The sequence below is a fragment of the Clostridium sp. L2-50 genome (assembly GCF_000154245.1).
GTDB lineage: Bacteria > Bacillota > Clostridia > Lachnospirales > Lachnospiraceae > Coprococcus.
Window position 1 is genome coordinate 21,568 of record NZ_DS480322.1, and the last position, 15,771, is coordinate 37,338.

General features: G+C 37.9%; 24 protein-coding genes. 2 read left to right on the top strand and 22 right to left on the bottom strand.

Translation table 11 applies throughout. The features are described 5' to 3' along the window. Positions 1–109: 109 nt before the first annotated feature. The 11 genes from CLOL250_RS08100 to CLOL250_RS08145 form a co-directional block, all read right to left on the bottom strand. Positions 110–331, bottom strand: coding sequence for an excisionase (locus CLOL250_RS08100; protein WP_274922262.1), 222 nt, complete (start codon positions 329–331; stop codon positions 110–112). Then, complete coding sequence (locus tag CLOL250_RS08105) at positions 312–716, bottom strand: type II toxin-antitoxin system PemK/MazF family toxin (protein ID WP_008401833.1); 405 nt, start codon at positions 714–716, stop codon at positions 312–314. The genes CLOL250_RS08100 and CLOL250_RS08105 overlap by 20 nt, the downstream gene beginning before the upstream one ends. Further along, positions 706–1,134, bottom strand: a complete 429-nt coding sequence (locus CLOL250_RS08110) for a recombinase family protein (protein ID WP_008401834.1) — start codon at positions 1,132–1,134, stop codon at positions 706–708. Before CLOL250_RS08110 ends, CLOL250_RS08105 begins: the two co-directional genes overlap by 11 nt. Positions 1,135–1,198: 64 nt before the next feature. Further along, positions 1,199–1,393 (bottom strand): hypothetical protein, encoded by a 195-nt coding sequence (locus CLOL250_RS08115; protein ID WP_008401835.1) that lies wholly within the window; start codon positions 1,391–1,393, stop codon positions 1,199–1,201. Next, positions 1,387–1,872, bottom strand: a complete 486-nt coding sequence (locus tag CLOL250_RS08120; protein WP_008401836.1) for a hypothetical protein — start codon at positions 1,870–1,872, stop codon at positions 1,387–1,389. The genes CLOL250_RS08115 and CLOL250_RS08120 overlap by 7 nt, the downstream gene beginning before the upstream one ends. A 68-nt stretch (positions 1,873–1,940) precedes the next feature. After that, positions 1,941–2,210, bottom strand: a complete 270-nt coding sequence (locus CLOL250_RS08125) for a helix-turn-helix domain-containing protein (RefSeq protein ID WP_044945612.1) — start codon at positions 2,208–2,210, stop codon at positions 1,941–1,943. Further along, positions 2,173–2,310 (bottom strand): hypothetical protein, encoded by a 138-nt coding sequence (locus tag CLOL250_RS13930; protein ID WP_008401839.1) that lies wholly within the window; start codon positions 2,308–2,310, stop codon positions 2,173–2,175. Before CLOL250_RS13930 ends, CLOL250_RS08125 begins: the two co-directional genes overlap by 38 nt. A gap of 138 nt (positions 2,311–2,448) precedes the next feature. Beyond that, positions 2,449–2,652, bottom strand: a complete 204-nt coding sequence (locus CLOL250_RS08130; protein WP_044945675.1) for a hypothetical protein — start codon at positions 2,650–2,652, stop codon at positions 2,449–2,451. A 163-nt stretch (positions 2,653–2,815) separates the two neighbouring features. Next, positions 2,816–3,058: a hypothetical protein gene (locus CLOL250_RS08135; protein ID WP_044945614.1), complete on the bottom strand. Its 243-nt coding sequence runs from the start codon at positions 3,056–3,058 to the stop codon at positions 2,816–2,818. Between the two features lie 25 nt (positions 3,059–3,083). Beyond that, positions 3,084–3,296, bottom strand: coding sequence for a LexA family protein (locus CLOL250_RS08140; RefSeq protein ID WP_008401843.1), 213 nt, complete (start codon positions 3,294–3,296; stop codon positions 3,084–3,086). Positions 3,297–3,393: 97 nt separating this feature from the next. Further along, entirely contained in the window at positions 3,394–3,777 is a 384-nt protein-coding gene (locus tag CLOL250_RS08145) for a DinB/UmuC family translesion DNA polymerase (protein WP_008401844.1), read from the bottom strand. On the opposite strand from CLOL250_RS08145, the gene CLOL250_RS08150 reads away from it, so the two are divergent. Together CLOL250_RS08150 and CLOL250_RS08155 are read left to right on the top strand one after the other, a co-directional pair. Further along, on the top strand, positions 3,772–4,215 hold the full coding sequence (locus tag CLOL250_RS08150; RefSeq protein WP_008401845.1) for a S24 family peptidase: 444 nt from the start codon (positions 3,772–3,774) through the stop codon (positions 4,213–4,215). The two genes, CLOL250_RS08145 and CLOL250_RS08150, sit on opposite strands and share 6 nt — an antisense overlap. Positions 4,216–4,313: 98 nt before the next feature. After that, positions 4,314–4,511 carry a helix-turn-helix transcriptional regulator gene (locus CLOL250_RS08155; protein ID WP_008401846.1) on the top strand — a complete coding sequence of 66 codons (198 nt, stop codon included), beginning with the start codon at positions 4,314–4,316 and terminating at the stop codon, positions 4,509–4,511. A 28-nt stretch (positions 4,512–4,539) separates the two neighbouring features. On the opposite strand, the gene CLOL250_RS08160 is transcribed toward CLOL250_RS08155, so the two are convergent. The 11 genes from CLOL250_RS08160 to CLOL250_RS08210 all read right to left on the bottom strand — a co-directional run bounded on the left by CLOL250_RS08160 (position 4,540) and on the right by CLOL250_RS08210 (position 15,765). Further along, positions 4,540–5,205, bottom strand: a complete 666-nt coding sequence (locus tag CLOL250_RS08160; protein WP_008401847.1) for a macro domain-containing protein — start codon at positions 5,203–5,205, stop codon at positions 4,540–4,542. A 61-nt stretch (positions 5,206–5,266) separates the two neighbouring features. Further along, positions 5,267–5,590 (bottom strand): ASCH domain-containing protein, encoded by a 324-nt coding sequence (locus tag CLOL250_RS08165; RefSeq protein WP_274922263.1) that lies wholly within the window; start codon positions 5,588–5,590, stop codon positions 5,267–5,269. 36 nt (positions 5,591–5,626) lie between these two features. After that, a complete protein-coding gene (locus tag CLOL250_RS08170) occupies positions 5,627–6,388 on the bottom strand; it encodes a metallophosphoesterase (RefSeq protein WP_008401849.1) in 762 nt (253 codons plus the stop codon). After that, positions 6,381–6,797: a hypothetical protein gene (locus CLOL250_RS08175; RefSeq protein WP_133302394.1), complete on the bottom strand. Its 417-nt coding sequence runs from the start codon at positions 6,795–6,797 to the stop codon at positions 6,381–6,383. Before CLOL250_RS08175 ends, CLOL250_RS08170 begins: the two co-directional genes overlap by 8 nt. Before the next feature lie 14 nt (positions 6,798–6,811). Then, on the bottom strand, positions 6,812–7,840 hold the full coding sequence (locus tag CLOL250_RS08180) for a hypothetical protein (RefSeq protein WP_008401851.1): 1,029 nt from the start codon (positions 7,838–7,840) through the stop codon (positions 6,812–6,814). A gap of 24 nt (positions 7,841–7,864) precedes the next feature. After that, positions 7,865–8,665, bottom strand: a complete 801-nt coding sequence (locus CLOL250_RS08185) for a metallophosphoesterase family protein (RefSeq protein ID WP_008401852.1) — start codon at positions 8,663–8,665, stop codon at positions 7,865–7,867. A gap of 16 nt (positions 8,666–8,681) precedes the next feature. Continuing rightward, positions 8,682–9,197 (bottom strand): hypothetical protein, encoded by a 516-nt coding sequence (locus CLOL250_RS08190; protein WP_044945618.1) that lies wholly within the window; start codon positions 9,195–9,197, stop codon positions 8,682–8,684. Positions 9,198–9,288: 91 nt separating this feature from the next. Further along, positions 9,289–10,494 carry a hypothetical protein gene (locus CLOL250_RS08195; RefSeq protein ID WP_008401855.1) on the bottom strand — a complete coding sequence of 402 codons (1,206 nt, stop codon included), beginning with the start codon at positions 10,492–10,494 and terminating at the stop codon, positions 9,289–9,291. A 57-nt stretch (positions 10,495–10,551) separates the two neighbouring features. After that, on the bottom strand, positions 10,552–10,944 hold the full coding sequence (locus tag CLOL250_RS08200) for a hypothetical protein (RefSeq protein WP_044945620.1): 393 nt from the start codon (positions 10,942–10,944) through the stop codon (positions 10,552–10,554). A 109-nt stretch (positions 10,945–11,053) separates the two neighbouring features. Next, positions 11,054–12,652, bottom strand: a complete 1,599-nt coding sequence (locus CLOL250_RS08205) for a hypothetical protein (RefSeq protein ID WP_044945622.1) — start codon at positions 12,650–12,652, stop codon at positions 11,054–11,056. Further along, on the bottom strand, positions 12,649–15,765 hold the full coding sequence (locus CLOL250_RS08210) for a S16 family serine protease (RefSeq protein WP_008401858.1): 3,117 nt from the start codon (positions 15,763–15,765) through the stop codon (positions 12,649–12,651). Before CLOL250_RS08210 ends, CLOL250_RS08205 begins: the two co-directional genes overlap by 4 nt. Positions 15,766–15,771: the final 6 nt, after the last annotated feature.

Below are 15,771 nucleotides of genomic sequence, written 5' to 3' on the forward strand. Positions count from 1 at the left end.
AGAAGCCCCAAAATAGCAGAATAAGTATACTACATTGAGGCTTGTATTTCAATATTTACCATACATATGTGTTCACAATCTACTCATGAGTAAACGAAAAAATGCTCTATTATATTTCAATATTCTCGGATATAAACTTCTCAAACTCCTTCCGTTTCACCAGTTTCTTTTTTCCTACATATAACACAAACGGACATCTTGGTGCTCTAAGCAAGCTTTCAATTCTATTTATTCCTATATTGGAATATTCTGCCGCCTCTTTTATTGTGAGCGTTACTTTCTGATAAATAGGCACCTGTCCCTGCACTTCTTTACTGTTGTCCGTTATCAAGCACATTCTGTTCCCCCCTATTCAAATTTTCATTATCCAACGCCAATTCCCTCACAATGACCTCATTGATCTGCTGAATGACACCCTCATCCTTTATCTCACCAAATACATTTATGATCTGACGCTCTCCTATCGTACACATCTGCTCTCCCATAAAAAACGTATCCTTGTAAAGCCTTCCATTCACATCCTTAGCTGTGACCTTCACATGTACCGGAAAATCCTTCTTCTTATCCTGCGTTGTTCCAGGCATTACAGTAAATACCGGTGAATGTGCATTGGCTGTATTGTTGCTAATAACTACACAAGGTCTGATTCCTGTCTGCACACACTTACCCTGATTTTTTAGTTCTGCCCATATCACCATATTTCTTCTAATCTTCATCTGTGAACACCCCCTTCTTTGGTGGCATATACAGGTGCATCATCGGCTCCTTCTCATCTACTGTAAATATACGAAAGCCTGCCTCCTTAATAAGTCCAACTCTGTAATATGCATCTGCTATTCCATAATAAATTGTATCCATATTTACGCATACAACAACTTCAGCCTTTCCCTGCCTCATACACTCTATTGCACCACTGAAGTAGCGATTATAAACCACTCGTCCCATTATTCCACGTCTGACAATCGCCACTGGGATAAGATTATTCTGTTTTGTAAATTCCCTGATTCTGTTCAACTGCCTGTTCTCTGCCTCTTCAGCTTTTATTTCATTGTGCTGCTCATCTAATGACAAAATAACAATACATCTTGTTGGATTTGTCATCAGTGGTTTCTTATTTCTGCCTTTTCTTCTCATCTCGTACTCCTATATAATGAAATTTCTTTCAAAATCTATCTTCTTCAAATGGTGATGCTGCGTGTCAAGTTTTCGTGGAACTCAATACGCCCATACACCGTTCGCGAACATCTTCTAATGCCTCATCCTCTGTCGGATATATTCCAATCACAGAACCATCACCGGCTCTCACAATCGTTCCATAATCTGTGATAGTAAACCTGATACCTATCAGATTCTCAGTAACGGGTTCTGAAGCTTTCTGATCTGTTTCTAACATCCTGCTCCGTTATCAGGTTCTGCTTTCACCTGAACTCCAGTGTTCAGCACATACACCATCACATCCAGATCCCTAGCTTTCAGAAGAAATGCCTCCAGATCATCTCTATCCTTTGTGATATCATTTATCTCCCTGACGAAAATCACTTTGACATAATCCTTTTCCATCCACTCACAAAGGCTTGTCACCTTAGCACGGTCAATATCATCCGAAGCCCCTTCATCAACGATAATTTCCACAATCGGCAGTTCTACACTCTTTGCCTTATCCAGCATATCAGCCGCCATATCCATGATCTTATCAACACTCTTTCTGGACTTGATAAAGCCAACTCCCATCACTTCATGCTCTCTCTTAAACTCATTCACATTACTTCTTGTAAATCGCATATCGCTTTCCTTCTTTCTGTAGAATTTGAAACCGATATTTGTGCACTCATATCGCTTTTTATTCCAGTCAGCGTCCTGTCTGGTATGCATTTATCATACTGTACCTGCTCTTTCAAAGTACTCCCTGCAAAAGTGAACCTTCTTCATAATTTCATCTTTCAAGGACGATTCTGTATACTCTCATACAATCTGGTAATAAGCTCCGTCTGCTCCTTGGACATGCCAGTATTCTTCTTACCAAATAGAAGGTAATCAGCGGAGCAGCCAAACTCTTGGCATATCAAAACAAGCTGATAAATAGAACATCTGGCAACTCCTGTTTCAATCCGAGACACCTGGTTCCCATTTATTCCAAGACAGGCTCCAAGCTGTGCCCCTGTCACCTCATTTTCAATACGGATATCCTGTATCCTCTGTCCAACCTCCATCATCATCTGCTTTTCTTCTGAATTTGCTTCTCTCTTCTTTTTCTACATCCTTTCTGATCGTCGTTCTGGCAACCAGAAACGGATTGTTTTTCATATTCAAAATAAGAATCGCCACACTTGCATAAAAAAGGACGCTAAGAGAAAGCCAGATCCAGTCTGGTTGCTTTCCCCTGCGTCTTTGGTGCTGCCATCTTCCGATGTGCCCGTATCAGGTGGGCTATTATTTAATTATCACATATCAGATTCTGAAAGCGCCATCTATCAGACGGCTAATTAACATACCCTCAGTATATTCCTTCAGAATCATCACACGTTTACATCTGTCACACTTCACTCCTATACCTTGAAGTGCAACCGCAGAATCATCTCCGCACACATGATAGTTCATCATCAGCTTCTTACATTGTCTGCAGCGTATCTCAATCACATCTTTATTATTCATACTACAGTTAAGCTCCTTTCCAAATACAAAAACCATCTCTTTGTACTTGAAAAGGAAAAGGGAATCACCTTTGCAAGCTTGCTTGCCGGGAGTTCCGCGCATACCTCTCGTATGCCCCGGTAAATGCTGATCTTTGAAGCCAACTGACCATGATACATCAAGGTCAGGCTCTTCCCTCTACAAACCATAAATTATTATCCTCGTAATATAGATGACGTTCTCTGCCATCAATCATACATGTGTACCTCATTCCAACACCTCCCGCTTTCAGGCTCGTCGCCCTTCTCATATTGTTTACCCGTTGTATCTCATAAACCGTTCCGTCCTTCCAGCAGAGACTTCTCGGTATCAAAATCCCATCCGTGGTAAATTCTGCAAGCACATCTACATATACCTTATTACTCATTGCTTCAACCTCCTGCCAATTATCACTAACAAATCTTAATTGTACGTGGGCAGTCCTTGAGTCTTGCACTATAGCCACATTCCTCCAGTTTTTTAAGATATGCCTGAACGCTTGATGTGGATTTCAGTCCTACATGCTTTCCTATCTCTCTGACTGTCGGAGAATACCCATGTTCCCGGTTAAAATTGCAAATAAACATATACACAACTGTCGTTTTCTCATTCAAATCATAATACATAATTTAAAATATCCTCCTTTACCTGCCATCTGGCAGTAATCGCGTATGCCAAAGTGTCAAAGCCACCTTGTACACCGTTAAGTAGAGCAATATGCCCTTATCCAAAGTATCCATGTGGATGAACCGTATGGTCTTCCTTCGCATTGATTTTTGAAAGATAACTATCCATATACATGAGTCCTCTCTGCACACTGTAATAACCAAACCTCCTGCGTATATCATCGACCGCTGCATCAGCCTTCATCATTTTCTCTCGTCTGGAAATGTCATCAAATAGATCTATCTGTTCCCAATACTTATCCGTGACCAGATCTGCCCCCCTGACTCCGATGCTCCTGATTGTCTTTGACCAGTTGTAATTCTCCTTGAACAGCCGATATGCATATTCTGTAATCTCACTGGTAATATTGGTTGCATGATCAATCTTCATCTGACGGGTAAATGAATATAAGTCACAATCGACTATATCAGCCTTTTGCATGCCTCTGGCAAATACGAAAAGCACGTATGTCAGATCATTCCTTTTCGCAGAGCCATCACGGTATACGAAAATGCAGTATCTGCTGGTACTGGAAACTTCCTTGAAGATGGTCCAAGCAGGACTCTTAACATAGATGAAGCTCTGCTGCCTGAAAACACTTCTTTCGGTGTAAAGATCAGTGGTGACAGTATGGAACCAGAGTTCCATGATGGAGACATTGCATGGGTAGTCAAACAGGAAACTGTTGAAAATGGTGAAATCGGCATTTTCTCCCTGAATGGAGATGCCTATATCAAGAAACTACGAGAAGACAAGGAGGGTATCTTCCTTGTATCACTAAATAAAAAATATGCACCCATCCGTGTCAGTGAAAATGATCGTTTTGATGTATTTGGAAAGGTCGTAGAAACCGGCAGCGCCACAGATTTATCTATCTAAATAGCGAACCATCAAATTCATGCACATTATTTTGGACATATATTCCACTATACTTTGATTTAAAGACAAACTTAGAAAACTACAAGGAAGTGATTGAAATGGCAGTTGTCAACAACTTAAAAGAAATCCGTGAAAGCCGTGGCATCATTCAGGATGATCTTGCAGCTGCAACAGGCTTCTGTACCAGAACCATCAGCCGTATTGAACGTGGAAAGTGCACTCCATCCGCTGAGTTTATGCTTCGGATATCCGCATACTTCAACCTGCTGGTTGAGGATGTATTTCATATAGAATAGTAGAGACCGGGGCAATCTGCCCCAGTCCTTACTGTTTATTATGGGGAGAGTTACCTAATAAATAGCTTTTAAATAAAACCCCATCTATATTTTTATTTTCGTATACAAACTCCCACGTATTTATAGAAGAGTTCTCTTGAAGTGTTTTTTTTACATCATCATAAGCCATTCTCATATACTGTGCTACAATTTCCGATTTAACATTACCCGTTAGATGTCCAAACGCAGGCAACGTTATTGTAAAAATCTGGTTTTTTATCGCTTCAACAAGTGTACTGCGAGTTGCCGTATATATAATTTGCGGATCTAAAATCGGTTGGGGAATCCTCATCGTTGGTGTATGTAGTATTTTTTTGTTATACCCCGGTATATCTATAGTTAAACATGTTCCTACTGGTTGTTCGCCAAGAAATTCTTTCTGAATTACCCTTTGCACATTTGACTGTAATTGTTCGCCAAAGAAATCAACCAGTGCCTTATCAAGCCCTCCATCCATTATTCCAAATGAATTTGCCGCACTTGTCACTCCGTCTATTTTTTCTATATGATCTTTCAGAAAGCTCTCTATATCGCAACAACAAAGTTCAACATTAGTCTCCCATTGAAAATACTTCATCAAGCTATCTATCATTTTTTCATCAATATCTATTATATATATTTTGTCCAGGAACTTCACTTTCCCATTTCCTTTCACCTGTCTATTTCGTAGATTTGCAACGTTACCCTTTCAATTTCTCTCATACCACTGTCTAAGATTAATCACTCAGCAATGCAATCTCAACTCCAACCACTCCATACTCCTTCTCCTCCTCACTGCTATAATATTTTAACATTGTTGAAGGCTCAAAATCATTTTCTTCAATCAGATTCTTTTTAACAAGCACTTCTTTTAATTGCACAAAAGAATCCGCTTTATGAATATCCACAACATAGGTCAATATGTTTTGTCCGGTATCTGTATTTGTAAATAATATCTTATCTCCGGGTTTGATAAGCCGTCTCTTTTCATCACAGAGTCTGAACTCAATTTTCTTCTTGCCGGCTTCTATTCCCTCGAACGGATCTGGTTTTAATCTCATTTCATGAAGCATCACCTGCAACCTCCTGATCCTTTGCTAAAGATATATCTCCTCATCAGTAGTAACGCAATAACAGCCCAATGTTCCCCCTTGTTCCATGTGTCCAGCTCCGGCGTCAATATCCATATAGTAATCTGTTCTGTAGAACTTATTACTCATATCTTTATTTAATCTGAAACAAGGAACATGTCCCACAATAATAAATTGATCAAACCGTTCTTTATCTTTCTTGGGGACTTGATGTAAGTCCATACCAACCATATAACTGTAAATATTATTTTCAAAAGCCTTTTTTATACTACTCTTAACATTAATTGTTCCATCTGCGTTCATTACATAATTATTACAATCAATACCAGTATGCGTAACGATTACATTTCCTAGATATCGGGAGCTAATTTCCGAGTAAATAGGCAAGTGCTCCAAAAAGGATAATAAATTTTTCTTCTCAAAGGCTGTCATGTTTTTAATCGACTTTAACGTGTCTCCACCTCCAAAGGCCGTCCATGTTCTCTCATCAAGAACCTTATCTGTATTCTTTTTGCCAAGAACACCGTTTAGATACATAACGGCAAATAACTCATGATTACCAAGCAGCAATTCCATCGAGTTATCTAAAATATATGGTTTGACATATCTCAACAGAGCAATCCCATCCGGCCCTCGATCCAAAATATCTCCCATAATTATTAAATTATCTTTTTCTCCATCAAATTCTATCTTCTTCAAAATTTGCTTAAATTCTAACAAATTACCATGAATATCTGATATTAAATATAGCATATTACTCCTACCCATTCTGATCTATGTTTTCATCAATTTTCTTAAGTTCCGATATAAATGATTCATCCTGTCTAGGCCAAATAAATCTCGTTAACAACCCTATAAATATCTCTTCCGCAGACAGCAGACTCATACATACCATTACAATATACAATATCTTTGAAAAAACATTGATTTCTGCAAAGCACTCCTCAACAGCTACTGTTGCAAGTCTTACATTAAAAGGAATCGTAACAAATAAAACAAGAACGAACATCCATATACTTTCATTCTTTTTAATGAAAGACACACTTTTCACAGCTAAACACAATATTCCAACTGCAGTTGCAATTCCCCATAAACCAAATGTGCATGTCAATCCTGAACATACGGAAGAATACAATATCATACCTACATTGACTGCACCTATTACTAATTTTGCCATATCGTATCTCAAATTCATTGAAACAGCGCTCCTATCCATATACTGATATCTGCAACTACTACAAGCGGCACTATAAATTGAAAAACTAAAATTACAAGACTTACACATATATTTGCTGCCCCACATATACCATGTACAGCAAAATAATCGACTCTTCTTTGTCTATCAAACAACACAGAAAGATTTGCTTTTGCTGCATCGACAACGAAACCTCCAAATAGACTGCTTAAAGCATGTTCCCCATCTAATCCTTCAGTAAAAGCCAGGTTCATGAGTACTAAAAAAACATTCTGTAATGCGGCAAATAACAGAGCTACTTTCCATGGTCTCAAGAAATTTCCAAATGTTGCCAATATCATAAGTACTCCTGCTAACAACAAATTCATTTCCACACCAGCAAGATTAATCTGTGCTCTTTTTGTATTGCTCTTTATCTTTGATTCATCGATTAAAACATATGCACCAAGGAACATTCCATTCAACATCACTCCAGCTTCAAACACTCTTCCATTTTCATCACTTAAGCAGGAAAAAGCATGTGCAGATTCGTGCAATATCGTTCCCAGAAAAATACCTCCAATACTTCCCAGTAATATATTCAATATAGTAAGATCTTCCATCCCCCATGTATTTTCATATGCAAATATACAGTAAAGCCCATATGCAAAAACCGGCAGGAATAAGATGCACAACAGAAAGTTCAATATTCTAGGAATTACCGAATTTGTTCTAGTCTTATTAGGAATAATCAATGTATATAATTTCATCTCATCTATATGCATACTTCTTCCTGCTTCTCTTACTAGCATACATTCTTTTAAGAATCTAAAGTAGCTGGTACATTCATCGGCTGAAAATCCTTTCATCCTATATGGATTTCTATTTCCATTAAGTCTTGTCAAATATCTAGCCTCTCTGTCTGACAACTTAATCGTTTCATCAATCAGACAGTTTTTCGCTATTACACCATCACGTGTTCTTTTCATCACAACCCAATTAGCACAACACGGATACTTTCCATTTACATTAATTTTTGTTGGCATAAACTCACCTCCGCATCTACCGACTTATGCCAATATATCCACAAAATAATCTGCTTTCCCCATCTCCATGAACTTACACAGATCCACAACATGTTCATTAAAAAGCATAAGTTTTTCCTTACCATCTTTCCATGGATACAATCTGTCCGCATGATAATGTCCCCAGGCCCATCTACGATAATCCAACTGGTTTTCAATTTCACCCAAATACAATTCCATGGTCTTATCTACCTGAGATTGATCAATTGAGCCAAGGAACAAGTCATTCGGTTCAAATTCTATAGGACATGTATGCGAAATAACCAAATCCACTGATTTTTCATGATTAACCAGCATTCTTCCATACTGCATTTCTTCTTCCGATAGCTGCTCATCAGCAAACCACTGCCACCCATTTGCCAATCTGAGCCATTTGTCAACAGAGTATGCTCCTGGCAAAGACAATGTCTTGTAATCTGCAAATTCATAAATAGCCGGACCATCCACAAGATATTCGATATTCGGAAAATCATTTTCAACATAAACCAATCCGCCATATTTTTCTATCGGATTCCATCTCGATGGATTGCGCTTAATCACATCACTGACTCTAGATTCATGATTTCCTCGCAAACAAATATATGTAAATGGCAGCTTTGATAGTGATGTCTTGTAATAAAAATCCGCCAATCCTGTTATTGAATAGTTTAATCCAACATCTCCTAACAATATGATATTATTCTGGCAATCATCCAACTTTAGTCTTTCTCTATGATGATTATAAAAATACTCTATGGCTGCAGCTTCGCCATGGATATCTCCTAGTAAAAACCAATTTTGTTTCACTACACCCTCCTGTTATCTAAAAACTACGAGTAAACAATGCAATATCGTGATTTATAAGCTGTAAACAGACTTCCTTTGCATCTTTTTTATCACAAAGTACCGAATACATTACAGTTACTGTATTTTTGTTGTTCATTGAGCTTCTCACTTCACACTCATGAACCAATGACGATAAATATATGTAACCATTTCTCTTCTCTATATCTGCAACTGTGTCCAGCATCATATCATTATAATCATCATCTACAAATTTATATTCCAAACTATGCATCACATAAAGCTGCTGGTTTGGATTGCTCTCTTCGTTATCCAATCCATAGAATTCAAACTTCAACTCAAACCACTGTGCATAGCAAGAATCAAGGTAAAATCCACTTGTAAATCCTGTTTTCTTACCATTGTCATTCATGTCGATTCTAATATGTATCTTTTCATTTATAACACTTTGCAGCTTATCAAATTTTTTAATAAATGCAGCATATGGCTCGTTAGTTAAAATATCATCTCGTTCTTTCTTCCTGAATATCATCATATGTCCATCTCCTCCTATAATGTATACTTCACGGTTCATTGTCATATATAGTAATAATCTCATCCTCAGGTTCTTTGATTTCTTCTAATATCTAGTCATCTGTCTGTTTATTCAGAAGACTATCAATCGTTAGGTAATATATCTGAGCCGCTGTCTCCGCATAGATTCTGGCATCCCTTTCAATCGGCTGCTCATAATACTCCATCTGTCCTTCCAATGTTTCGTCCCCTGGTTTATAATTACTCAAATTTGTTATCCAATCATTCACTCCATCCTGCTTGAATACGTATAGATTTCTCTGTTCCGGAGTTACATTAATATACATTTCTGAAACAAGATTCTGATAGCAATGTCTGCATTCATGTAAAATAGTCATAAGGAGTTCGTCAGATGTTCCGCCTGGCAAACTACCATCTTTTATCGGCTTAGAATTAATGATAATCGTCTTGGTTGAATGATTATATGTTCCGAGCAATGATGTATCTTCAATATCTTTAAACTCGATATCTATCTTACATAGCCCAAGATATCGTCCTTCGCAATAACAGATTGCTCTCAAAACATCACACTTTTCTTCATAATCAAGTGTTTGAAATGTATCATTATCTCTTATCCATTTTATGGTATCTATATTTTCCTCGAGCCTATATTCATCTCCATAGTCTTCATGAACACTTAGTTCTCCTCCATATCCCGATATTCCAATTCCATCTTGTACATCTTCAGCATTAAGACCATACTCTGCACAAACCTTTGCATAATAATCCTCGTTTAATTTATCATTTGGAAAGCATTTAAGTGCTATTGGCAGCGCTATAATGACTATCGCCGCACAGACTCCAGCATTGCGCCTTACCACCTGTGTGCTTCTAAGGAATCTTGAAATAATAATCTGTTTTTTTCTATCTATTCTCCTTATCCTCTTAGCAATTATGCGAACAACTCCAAGCAGCGATATCACAAATAGTCCCACTCCTAACCACCTGATGAAACTAAACGCGTATTTCCCAATAGTTAAAACTGTATAAGATCCAATACCTAATAAAACATCTTGAATAACCCCTTTACCACTCCGATTATAATTGTAACTGAAAAGGATTCCGAACATACTGGTCAATAACATGCAAATAATCAACCTTGGAATTGAATTATTATATTTTGCGATTGGCACAAAATATGGAAGTATATTATATATGTCAAATGACCCTAATATAAGCCCATACAAAAAATGATCAAACAAGTATTCGCCCTTTGAGAGTGTTGATTTATCCTTGAGTTTAATCCCCTGTTTTCGCATGTTACCAGCCTCCTTCGTGTATCTATATTGTTTTCTATTATGTAATTCTACGCATCTTTATGATTTCTTCTCGTTAAAGCTCAAGTACAATTCTGCATAATCAAGTTCGTCAACATCAAAAAATCTATCTATTGTACTGCAGTAAAGCGAAAACGAATAATATGTTCCACTAACAGCAGGATAATTTTTCCAGCCGTTTAGTACATATAGTATTGTTCCTTCCTTGTCACATAAATTAACATACACCCTAACTCTCTTGATGTTTTCATAATTATTTCCTACCATTTCTATAGAACCATTTACGTGAATATCGTTATCTTCACTTAAAACACCATACAACTGGTCTATCTTAAACTGTTCTGATATCCCATCCCTACAACGTACAATTACTCTTTTTCTTTTATTTGTAGAATCTGACTCCGTATTTTTATCCATAAATAATCCTTTCAAAAAAGTCACTCCATATATTTATTTGCTCTATTTTCTTATAACTCAGCCAATCAATAAACTATTACTCAATAGTGTTCAGAAAACATGAAATCGATTGTATCTTTTTAAATTAATCCCCAAACGGCATTCTGATTATCTCTGCACTTCTTCCTTTATCAGAAGTCTCTGAAACTCTGTCAGTTTCTTTTGATCTACGCTGCTCTGCCGATTTCTTACTTTCTCTTTCCTTGCGTTCCTCCTTTTCTATCTGTTTATCCAGTTCAGCAATTTTTTTATCCAACAGCCTCATGAACTCATCGTCAGCGACGTCTAACATTGGGTAATCCTTATCTTCTCCATCATAACTTCCCTTATTATTCTCTTCATCATTAACGCCAAAGAAAAATTCTACACAATCAAGAATCCCATGTCCGGAATGCATTGCTATTCTTTCATATGGATTTATGGTTACGTTCTCCAACAAATAAATTAATGCAGTTGTTGTGGCATTCTCATCGTACCGATCAATATCTATATCCATAAGATAACCCATGGCTTCTATGTATCCATCGCCTTTGATAATGTCCCCGTCATAACAGTACGCTTCCACTTCTGAAAGACTGTCCATGATCCTGCTCAGAGTAAATGGCATGGGCAGTCTGTCGAAGAAGCAGGCAAATTTGATCCGGTTACCGATATGCTCATCAAAGTTCATACGGTCAAAATCATAAAGAGTTAACAGCAAACCTTTCCATAACATCTCTTTACTTACTTTGTCATTCTTCAGACAACGTAACATCTTCTTCCTTGTTACTTTCCCGATATCTCTATTATTACCTATCTCTACATCCTTTCGTCTAAATCTGCTTTTCCAATAAATTTCATTACCCTCTACGCTGGTTACCCCAATAAATGCATTATCAACTATCACCTTCTTGATTCCAGTCTTGTCCAGGCAAATAAGTCTGCTGCCTTCAAGAATCAAAAGACTGCCATCTGCCAGCTGATTGAGGATATTACCCTGCATGTATGAATAATCGCATATGTCGTCTTTCACATCTTCTATCTTTATTATACCACCCTGTATATCTTCGACAAATACAGATTCATCATTATCGAAGCGATAAATTCTGCCATCTGCCAGTGCCTCTTCCATAAGTAATGCATCCTCTAGTGCATTACGTTCTCTCAGGAAAGCTGTTACATCCTTTTCTCTTTTCTGTATATACAAATGGATATTTTCTTCATCCTTCTTTGTGAAAAATATCACTTCATCGCAGATATAAAAATCAATCCAGGTATCAGATGACAGAATTTTCTGTCTGTCATCCCCATAATCATTAAGAACACTCTTAACACCTTCGTAATTTTCTCTGCCATGAAGATTTCTCTTCATGATTGGATCTTTACAAAGTGCCTCTGTGATCCATGTTATGTATTCTCTGAGATCAAATGAATCCTGTTCATGTGTCTCTGTATTGAGCAGAACAACATGATTGGTATGACTTGAAATCACCTGAATATCAGATAGACGAATTTCCCTTGCAAGAAATGTTTTGATCCTTTTTCTTGTCGTATTGGTGATCATATCTGCGTTGACCAGCCGATCAAGTACATATAAAATTCTTTCAACACAAGATCCAAATGCAGCTCCGTCTCCGGTATATATTTTTTTATAAGCCGACTCAGCAACATCCCCTAAGTAGTCAAATGGCATAAATGGATTCATCTCTGCACCTCCTCGCTCCATACATATTTAGTTACATCTGCCATCGTATCTACCGGAACTAGCTCTACACTTAACCTGCAAAGCTCGTTTCTGTCTACAAGACTTTTGTAACACTCGGATGGAACAATAACTTTTTTTATCAATGATCGTTCTGCAGCAATACACTTTTCAAATGTTCCACCTACCGGTCCTATATTTCCATAAAGATCAATAGCTCCGGTAAAGGCTATACCGTCAGGAATCGGCCTTTCTAACAGACATGAAAGGATAGACATCGTTATTGTTAAGCCTGCTGAAGGACCATCCTTCTTTACAGCATCCGTCATATGAATATGCAGCTTGGGCAGCTCTTTCTCCATATATCTTCCAGCATAACAACACGCAAGTGTTACCGATTCCAGACAGGAGCCTTCTAATAAACCCGTTACAACAACTTTCTTATCCTGATAAGGATTAACAACTGTTTCCACTGCCGTGCATACACCAATACCACTTGTTGTAACAGCGAGAGCCTGTGCTAATCCGCATTTTCCCACTGCAAGTGGCGGCACATCATTCATCCCTACTGTTCTCTCCTGCCCCAGAGCCTCGCGTAAAAGCTCCTTACTAATGACCACACAATCGTCAAATTCACCATTATTGTTTCTTGCAATTCTCATAAGGATGTATTCGAGATCTCTCTCCGCATCACGCATACCGGGAAGAACATCATACTGATTCACATACAGTTCCAATGCGTCACCGGTTATAGACAGTTCACCAATCGAGAACTTCTCCCTTAACTTCGGCAGAATATAATCAGTTATGATTATCTTCTTATCCTGAATTGAATAGTTACTATATTCAACAACCTCCATACGATCTATGATTGGTGAAGGGATACAGGTAATATCGTTAAATGTAAGAATAACAATAAAGTTATTTTTCGGGATCTGGCACTCAAGGTACTGGTCATATATATACTCTTCATTCGGATCAAGAAATTCATATAAGGCATTAAAGAAATCCGGTGTAGCTTTATCTACCTCATCTAAGATGATCACATCTGAATAACTTCCATGACCACTTTTTTCAAGTTCCCGAATGATCATAGAAGGTCCGGCATTACGAACTGTTTTATTCGTTCCCTTTATGATCTCGCCTCCTCCAGCACCTCCTACATTGATCTTAATACAGTTTCTTCCTGTTGCTCTGGCTATCGCCTTTGCTGTACTGGTTTTACCTGTTCCAGCTCTGCCCTTTAAACCGATAACGGTCATCCTGCCTGTATTTTTTTCCAATTTCTTTGACAAAACCGCGGTTTCAATTCTCTCCCCAAGATCATTCTGAAGATAATGAGTCTTATTCAGTTCATCAACTATTGAGCCGATAGCCAGGGGTGCTGTATCTCCTTTAAAGATATTTGCCAGATAATGTACCACGTCTCTAGCATACTCCTTCTGGCTCTCATCATTTCCCCAGTTAAGGATCTCAAACAGCTTGATTGCCTTTTTCTGTACACACTCCTCATACTCATCATAACAGACAAAGAACTTGTGCTCTGCACCAGTGATGTTCCGTACATAAGTATCATGAAGTTTCTTATAATCTTCTTCTGTATAATAATAATTATCGATTTTCTGTACTGAAAAATCCGGGAAGGCTGTCTCTCCTTTTGTCACCGTCTTGACAACTATGGTGCGGATTACATTGTCAAGCTTATTCATATCCATGTTCGCAAGCTTGTATATAAGTATTCTGCAGCTTTTTGCCGGAATCTTCTTCGGGAAATCAATACCATATTCCCTGCAATACTTCGGCACGATAATCTTGTTGATTGTCTCAATGATCTCTGACTCTTCCGCATCCTGAAAATATATCGTAGTCATGTTGGCTCTTAACGACATCGGAATATCCTTGATGTCACTGCATGTAACGATCACGAACATATTCGCAAGGCCTATTTCCACCTCAACAAACTTATCAACAAACGAAGTTTTCTCTATTATTGGAAGGAGCGTATTTCTGATTCCAGATTCATAGAGCTCAAAATCTTCTATAACAAAGACTCCTCTCACTCCCGCTTCCTTGATATGCTCATATACCAGACCAGCCCGTGCATTATCATATATCTTTGATGTACCAGTAAGAGAATCGGTCTCCTTCATCTGTATACCCGCCAGATTTATCACTGTATGTCCCCGCCCTATAGAACCGGCAATCACTTCAGCAAGATGATTGAGTCCTACATCAGGATGCCCAATCAGACATATTGTTTTAGGAGCTATACCAGATATGTTAGCAGCTTCAAATTCTGTATATATCTCTTCAAGCTGCTTACGATGACCAATATGTTCCTTCTCTATCTTTTTCCTTAAAGTATCTATATCTATGTATTTGTAATCTGCATCACGAACCCAGTCGATGTCCAATATGTCCCCCATCTGTTTCAGGTAATTACGTTTTTCTGATGATGAGCAGTTTTTATCAAGTCTGCATCTTATTGTTTCATAAACATTACGAAACTCCAGTGGCATAACTTTTTTGAGTATGTTATATAGTGCGTCCAATTCTTCCTGCTCTTTGTATATCGTCACTTCAGACTTTTTCTCTTCTTCAGCATTTTTATCTGCTAGTGCCAGTTTTTTATTTCCCAGATCTTTCTGTATTTCGGGAGTAAACTTCTCAACACTTCTCTGAAACTTCACCTTCTCTTCTTTCGAGATTTTGTCGGTCTTTACAAGACTTTCTTCCATGTCAGTCACATCATTACAGGAACAAATGTACCATTTCTCTTCATTTTCATCTTTGCATATAGATTTGAGACCTGAAATATACACTGTCTTGCCAGCATATCCATCGAAGTATTCTGGTTTACGATTAGTTACAACCGACCATCTCTTACCAGCAGCCTCAACTTCCAAAGCAGCCATACCATCGGATGTAACTATAATATTGATAAGTCTGACAATCTCGCCTAATGGTTCACACCCATTATCAAGGCTGGTATGATTCATCAAGTAAAAAGCTCTTTCATCCATATTTGTTGTTACATCATATAATGTTTCTTCAAACGTCATTGCGTTATTTCTCTCAAACCTTTTCTTATCAATTGGTATTATATTTCCGCTCATATCGCA

Bases quoted from the DNA above. Each gene is read 5' to 3' on its own strand.
- CLOL250_RS08190 (WP_044945618.1), bottom strand. From the start codon at position 9,197: ATGATGATATTCAGGAAGAAAGAACGAGATGATATTTTAACTAACGAG.
- CLOL250_RS08155 (WP_008401846.1), top strand. From the start codon at position 4,314: ATGGCAGTTGTCAACAACTTAAAAGAAATCCGTGAAAGCCGTGGCATC.
- CLOL250_RS08140 (WP_008401843.1), bottom strand. From the start codon at position 3,296: ATGTATTATGATTTGAATGAGAAAACGACAGTTGTGTATATGTTTATT.
- CLOL250_RS08120 (WP_008401836.1), bottom strand. From the start codon at position 1,872: ATGCATACCAGACAGGACGCTGACTGGAATAAAAAGCGATATGAGTGC.
- CLOL250_RS08180 (WP_008401851.1), bottom strand. From the start codon at position 7,840: ATGCCAACAAAAATTAATGTAAATGGAAAGTATCCGTGTTGTGCTAAT.
- CLOL250_RS08195 (WP_008401855.1), bottom strand. From the start codon at position 10,494: ATGCGAAAACAGGGGATTAAACTCAAGGATAAATCAACACTCTCAAAG.
- CLOL250_RS08130 (WP_044945675.1), bottom strand. From the start codon at position 2,652: ATGAATAATAAAGATGTGATTGAGATACGCTGCAGACAATGTAAGAAG.
- CLOL250_RS08165 (WP_274922263.1), bottom strand. From the start codon at position 5,590: ATGAGATTAAAACCAGATCCGTTCGAGGGAATAGAAGCCGGCAAGAAG.
- CLOL250_RS08110 (WP_008401834.1), bottom strand. From the start codon at position 1,134: ATGAGAAGAAAAGGCAGAAATAAGAAACCACTGATGACAAATCCAACA.
- CLOL250_RS08125 (WP_044945612.1), bottom strand. From the start codon at position 2,210: ATGGAGGTTGGACAGAGGATACAGGATATCCGTATTGAAAATGAGGTG.
- CLOL250_RS08135 (WP_044945614.1), bottom strand. From the start codon at position 3,058: ATGAGTAATAAGGTATATGTAGATGTGCTTGCAGAATTTACCACGGAT.
- CLOL250_RS08105 (WP_008401833.1), bottom strand. From the start codon at position 716: ATGAAGATTAGAAGAAATATGGTGATATGGGCAGAACTAAAAAATCAG.
- CLOL250_RS08205 (WP_044945622.1), bottom strand. From the start codon at position 12,652: ATGAATCCATTTATGCCATTTGACTACTTAGGGGATGTTGCTGAGTCG.
- CLOL250_RS08115 (WP_008401835.1), bottom strand. From the start codon at position 1,393: ATGTTAGAAACAGATCAGAAAGCTTCAGAACCCGTTACTGAGAATCTG.
- CLOL250_RS08145 (WP_008401844.1), bottom strand. From the start codon at position 3,777: ATGCAAAAGGCTGATATAGTCGATTGTGACTTATATTCATTTACCCGT.
- CLOL250_RS08210 (WP_008401858.1), bottom strand. From the start codon at position 15,765: ATGAGCGGAAATATAATACCAATTGATAAGAAAAGGTTTGAGAGAAAT.
- CLOL250_RS08175 (WP_133302394.1), bottom strand. From the start codon at position 6,797: ATGGCAAAATTAGTAATAGGTGCAGTCAATGTAGGTATGATATTGTAT.
- CLOL250_RS08170 (WP_008401849.1), bottom strand. From the start codon at position 6,388: ATGGGTAGGAGTAATATGCTATATTTAATATCAGATATTCATGGTAAT.